Annotated in this window: 3 protein-coding genes and 1 pseudogene; all 4 read right to left on the minus strand. The window is 63.4% G+C overall.

The features are described 5' to 3' along the window. Positions 1-809, minus strand: an 809-nt coding sequence (locus tag Q0C81_RS03805) for a DUF4238 domain-containing protein (RefSeq protein WP_291833764.1), incomplete at its 3' end; no start/stop codon positions are given. Positions 810-1,248: 439 nt separating this feature from the next. Next, positions 1,249-4,068: pseudogene (locus tag Q0C81_RS03810) on the minus strand (type I restriction endonuclease subunit R); the annotation flags it as partial. 19 nt (positions 4,069-4,087) lie between these two features. After that, entirely contained in the window at positions 4,088-4,993 is a 906-nt protein-coding gene (locus Q0C81_RS03815; RefSeq protein WP_291833767.1) for a GIY-YIG nuclease family protein, read from the minus strand. Next, positions 4,990-5,762: restriction endonuclease subunit S (locus tag Q0C81_RS03820; protein WP_291833770.1), on the minus strand; the 773-nt coding region annotated here is incomplete at its 5' end. The genes Q0C81_RS03815 and Q0C81_RS03820, both read right to left, overlap by 4 nt.

Genomic DNA, 5,762 nt, shown 5'->3' on the forward strand with positions numbered 1-5,762 from the left:
GCAGCCGCCGTATCGCGAAGGCTGGTTTCGCACTGGTTCAGCGCGGTTTCCATGAACGTGACCAGTGTCGGACACCAGAAGCCGATCGCCAGATCAGGTGCGACTGGAAGATAGAGCTCGATGCCTTCGACTTCGAAGCCGATGTTTCCATAGAGGCTATGATCGGTCGAGTTCGACATCACGACCGGGGAGTCGCCGAGCAGGAAGGTTCGCCCACGGGGTGGTTGGAACAGGAACATCGCCTTGAGCGCCAGGCTCTTGGCGAAAACGTCCAGATTGTTCCGGATGAGCATCAGCGCTGTCAGCTTGATTTGCTCAGGATCCTGTCCGCCGGCCAGTTGGGGAATAGTGTCCGGATCGTCGCCGCCTTCCCGCAGTCTGGCGCGGATCTGCGCGTCCACATCGAGCATCTGCGCCCTGATCCCTAGTCCACGCAGGCGCTGAAGGGCCGCGAACACGCAGACAGCTGCACGGTCCTCGGCGGCGAGGTCTGCGAGGCTGCGCTCGATACGCAGGCGTTGAATTGCTTTCGAAGCCTGATCTTCGATCTTCCCCATACCGCCCTCGAGTGACAACGCCATCTCGCCATCGTCGAAGCTGTTGAAGTCCCGTCCAAGCATGATGTTTTCGCCCGACGTGCGAAATGATCGACTGTCATGTTTGTCGAACACGTCGACTTGCGGGAGCTTGCCCTTCGCCGGCTTGGCCCACGCCCCCTGCAGCATCAGCGGCACGTGGTGGTGACCGCAAGGCTTCGACTGCCCTTTCGGCACCCGTTGATCGTTGTTCTTTCGCGAATCACGCGCCATGTCGAACAGTCTAAGACTTCCTAGTCCCGCGAGGGCATCAGATGCCTGAAGCAGAAATCGGCGGCGTCTGCAGTGAGCCGGACATGAGCATTCGACAGCTGGTCGACGCCTCGCCCGAAAGCGGACGTCGCCAGAGACCACGTTGAGTCAGGACCTGCCAAAACTATACAGCCGGTCCAGCCCGCGCTCTCAAAGCCTCATACAGCTGCCCCGGCCCTAGCAGCGCGTCTTTCAGGCCATCCTGAACCCTCGGCGACTCCAGCGCCTGTTTGCTGAGACTGTTGTGCGCCGCAAGGGCGTCCATGATGGCGTCGAGAAGCTCCTTGCCGAGCGTCGGGGAGCTGGCGAACTGGGCCTTGGTGTTGTTGCTGGCCTGCTGGATCAACTCGTCGGATTCCAGCAGCTTTCCCTTGAGCACCTGGTTCACATAGACGAGCTGGTCGCTGTCCGTCGTGTCCGCGCCGAACAGGTCGTTCACCCGCGCGATGATCTCGTCGAGGAGCGCCTTCTCCTTCTCGTGGATGCCGCCTGAGCCGGTCTCGGACATGCCCGGCAGCTTGGGTGCCTCCCCTGCCCCATAGGTCAGGTCGCGCCTGCCCTCGTTTTTCAGGGTGTGGTGGGTCAGCTTGATGCCGGTCAGGTCGACACCTTCCCGCTCGCGACCGAAGACCAGCAGCGGCAGCAGGCGGCGATAGAAGATCGCCCGCTTTTCGACGTCGGTGTTGCCGTAGTCGATGATCTGGCTGAGGAAGCTGTAGAGCCGCAGATACGCGCCCATGTCGCTCTTGAAGAGCTCCAGCGCCCCCATGTGGTCGCGGGCGTCCGCTTCACCTTGGGTGTTGCCGGCAGCCATCGCCGTCGTGAGGGCCTGTCGGGCCCCGTTGAAGGCTTTCAGGATGCGATCGGCGACCGGCTCCAGCGCCGATATCAGCTGCCCCTGCGTGGCCTTCGGATTGAGCTCGACCTTGCCCACCCGCTCAACATCGAAATCGTCGTAGTGGCCGGCGGCGTCCAGCTTGGCGCGCAGGTCGAAGATCAGGTTCGGGTCGGTCGCGCTCTCCAGCTCGGCCGTCTCGAAATAGGTCCGGAAGGCCGCGAGGACCTCTTCGGAGCTGTTCACGAAGTCGAGGATGTAGGTCGTATCCTTGCCGGGATGCGACCGGTTCAGACGCGACAAGGTCTGCACGGCCTGGATGCCGGCGAGGCGGCGGTCGACGTACATGCCGCACAGCTTGGGCTGGTCGAAGCCGGTCTGGAACTTGTTGGCGACCAGCAGCAGGTGGAAGTCCGGGCCGTCGAAAGCGTCGCGGATGTCGCGTCCATTCAGGCCGGCGTTCAGTTCCTTGCTCGTCTCGGTGAACGGCTCCGACCCGGCGTCCTTGTCGTTCACCTCGCCCGAAAAGGCGACCAGGGTCCCGAGCGAATAGCCCTTCTCCTTGATGTATTTCTGGATGGCCAGCTGCCAGCGAACGGCCTCGATCCGGCTGCCCAGAACCACCATCGCCTTCGCCTTGCCGTCCAGCAGCGGTTGGACGTTCTCGCGATAGTGTTCGACGACGATCTGGACCTTCTGGCTGATGTTCCAGGGGTGCAGCTGCACCCACTTCATGATGGCCTTGTTGGCGGCCGACTTCTCGACCTCCTTGTCGTCCCAGTCCTGGCCGTCGTGAGCGAGGCGGAAGGCCAGCTTGTAGGGGGTGTAGTTCTTCAGCACGTCGAGGATGAAGCCCTCCTCGATCGCCTGGCGCATCGAATAGACGTGGAAGGGCGTCGGCAGGCCGTCGTCGCCCTTTCGCCCGAACAGCTCCATCGTCTTGGCCTTGGGCGTTGCGGTGAAGGCGACGTAGGTCATGCCCTTGTCGTCGGCGCGCCCGGCCATCTTGGCCGCCAGAATGTCCTCGTTGGAGACCTCGCCCCCGTCGGCCAGTTCGGCGGCCTCGGCGGCCGACAACATCTCCTTCAGCTTGGAGGCGGCCTCGCCCGTCTGGCTGCTGTGCGCCTCGTCGGCGATGACGGCGAAGGCCTTGCCTTCGGTCGCCGCCAACTCTTGCACGGCCTCCAGCGCGAAGGGGAAGGTCTGGATGGTGCAGACGATGATCTTCTTGCCGGCCGCCAGCGCCTTTACCAGCTGTCCGCTCTTGGAGCCGCACTCGCTCTTGATCGTCTCGACCACGCCGGTCGTCCGCTGGAAGTCGAACAGGGCTTCCTGGAGCTGGCTGTCGATGACGTTGCGGTCCGACACCACGATGACGCTGCTGAACAGCTTCGTGTCATTCGCGTCGTGTAGCTCGGACAGGAAGTGCGCCGACCAGGCGATAGAGTTTGTCTTCCCCGATCCGGCCGAATGCTGGATCAGGAACCGTCCGCCCGGGCCTTCCTTCAGCACCTGCGCCGCCAGCTTCCGCGTGGCGTCGAGCTGGTGATAGCGGGGGAAGATCACGCCGGTAATGGTCTTCTTGGCGTCTCGCCGGGTCACCATGAAACGTCCAAGGATCTCAAGCCAGCTATCTCGCTGCCAGACCTGCTCCCAGAGGTAGGCCGTGGGGTGTCCGCCGGTGCCCGAGGGGTTGCCCTTGCCCCCGTGGTCGCCCTGGTTGAACGGCAAGAAGCGCGTCGCCGGGCCTTCCAACCGGGTCGTCATCGCCACTTCAGTGTTGCTGACCGCGAAGTGGACCAGCGCGCCCGCCGGGAAGGACAGCAGCGGTTCGGCCGCTTGGCCTTTGGGCTTGGGGTTCCGGTCGAACCGGTACTGGTCGATGGCGTCCTGAAGGCTCTGGGTGAAGTCGGTCTTCAGCTCGACCGTCGCGACCGGGATGCCGTTCAGATACAGCACCAGGTCGAGACAGTTCTCGCTCGCGGTCGAGTACCGGACTTGCCGCACGACGCGCAGACGGTTGGCCTGATAGCGCGCCATGATCTCGGGGTTCATGCCCATGGCCGGTTTGAACTGGGCCATCGCCACCCGGCCCTTGGCTCCGACGATGTCGAGGCCGTTGCGCAGCACGTCCAGGACCCCGCGCTCGTCCAGCGACTTGCGCAGCCGGTCGGCCAGCACGGTGCCCGCAGCGGCCCCGTGGGTTTTCGACAGGGCATCCCAGGTCGCCGGTTGGGTGGCCTGCACCCAGGCCGTCAGGTCGGCGGGGAACAGCGCACGGGCGCGGTCGTGGTGGGCGGCGTCGCCCGGAGCATACAGCCAGCCGTGGGCGCCCAGGTGCGCGCAGATTTCGTCCTCGAAGCTGATCTCTTTATGGATGCTCATGCTTCCCCCATGGCTTGCGTCAGCCAGCCAGCTGCGTCGCTTCCCAGTCCTTGTAGGTCTGGCCGGCGGGCGTCTTCCAAGCCGTCGTACCCTGTGCCTGTCGGCCATAGACAATAGCTGCGGCCGCACTGGGTGAACTGAATGCGTAGTTCTCTGCGAATGTGCAGTGGTCGCCAGTCAGAATGAGAACACCTGAGCGCCTCAAGTCATCATGCAGGCTCGCATAACCGCTGGCGGCCTTCTCCTTGCCCTCCCACGCCGCCCGCGCATGTGATCCGGCTTGGACCACAAACTCCCCATCCTCGAGCACCGCGACCGCCGTGAGGCCTTGGCTGGGATAATCCAGTCTGAACTCCACAGTCGGTTTTGCAGCGGGAGGGCCCGAGACGGCAACTCCGGCGGCGGTAGAGGGCCGCACCTTCTGGACGAACATGTCTATCCGCACGGCAGGCAGGACCATGAACAGGTAGTCGAGGAAGGCTTCCATGTTCGCCCGTGCCGACTCCGACAGGCCGGGACGCGGCGGGGTGTTGCCGTTGTCCAGCGGCATGACGCCGACCTTGCGGGCCTCCTCGACCAGCCGGGACTCCAGAAATTTGGCGTGCGCCTTATGCAGGTTGTTGGCTGCCGAGGTCACCAGCACGGCCGTCGTCCACCAGTCCTTGTTCGCCTCATGGCTCTTCATCCGCGCGGCGATGTCCTCGCCCTCGCCGATATAGGCCAAGGGCTTTCCGTCCCGCTCGCCCAGCAGCAGATAGACGCCGGTGAATGAGGACTGCGTCCGCGCCAGCGCCTCCTTCAGCCGGGTGCGCGGCGTGACCAGGACGTGGCCGGTCCAGTTGAAGACCTCGGCGGTCAGCATCCCATCCGGGCGGCCATCGATGAAGTACAGTTCAAGGGACCGGCCCAGAACGCCCGCGCTCATGCCGCCTCAGCCTGTTCGGGCGCGAGGCCGCGCACGTCGATCTTGCCGGTCACGGCGGCGGAAATCAGGGCGGCCCGACGTTCTTGGAGAAGGGCGATTGCTTCCATGGCTTGAACTTCCAGCGGCTCAAACTTGTTCAGCAAACCTTCAAGAGCAGAAACGATTTCGGCCTGCTCGGATAAAGGCGGAAGAGCCATAGGGAAGGATCGCAGTTTTTCCTGGCTGATATTTGGTTGACCACCGCCAGAGGCCAGTAGAACAACGGCTTCTCGTGCCGCGAGGAGATATTGAAAAACGAACCGGCTATTGGCACCGACAGGGTTTGCAAAGGCGCAGCAGGCTTGATTTGTCGCTGCGGGTGCAGTCAGCCAACCCAACCTTCCAATTGTTGCGCCGTACATGGCAATCAACAAAGTCCCCGGCTGATAGACCTTAAGCGCACTGAAGGCAGCGAGGGCTTCGTCGCTGACCCGCTTAGTCGTTTGTGAGATCGGCCGCTCCCGAAGCTCACCGGTTGTCACCCAGTTGACGTCTCCGTCGTAGAACGCGCCTTGATCGGATGGCGGCGTGGTGCCGCTTGAGATGGTCCTGAACACGTAGGAGAGTCGTTTCACTTCCCAATGCGCAGGCACCTGACCCAGCCATTCGACGCCGGAGTCCTTCATCGGGACGGTGGGGTCGAGGCCCTTGGTGACGGCGTGGGAGATGACGGCCTGCCGCTTCTCCTTCAGCAGTTCAATCAGCCGCCGTTGCGCCTCCACCAGCGCAT

Source organism: Brevundimonas sp., assembly GCF_023259385.1.
GTDB lineage: Bacteria > Pseudomonadota > Alphaproteobacteria > Caulobacterales > Caulobacteraceae > Brevundimonas.

Bases quoted from the DNA above. Each gene is read 5' to 3' on its own strand.
- Q0C81_RS03815 (WP_291833767.1), bottom strand. From the start codon at position 4,993: ATGAGCGCGGGCGTTCTGGGCCGGTCCCTTGAACTGTACTTCATCGAT.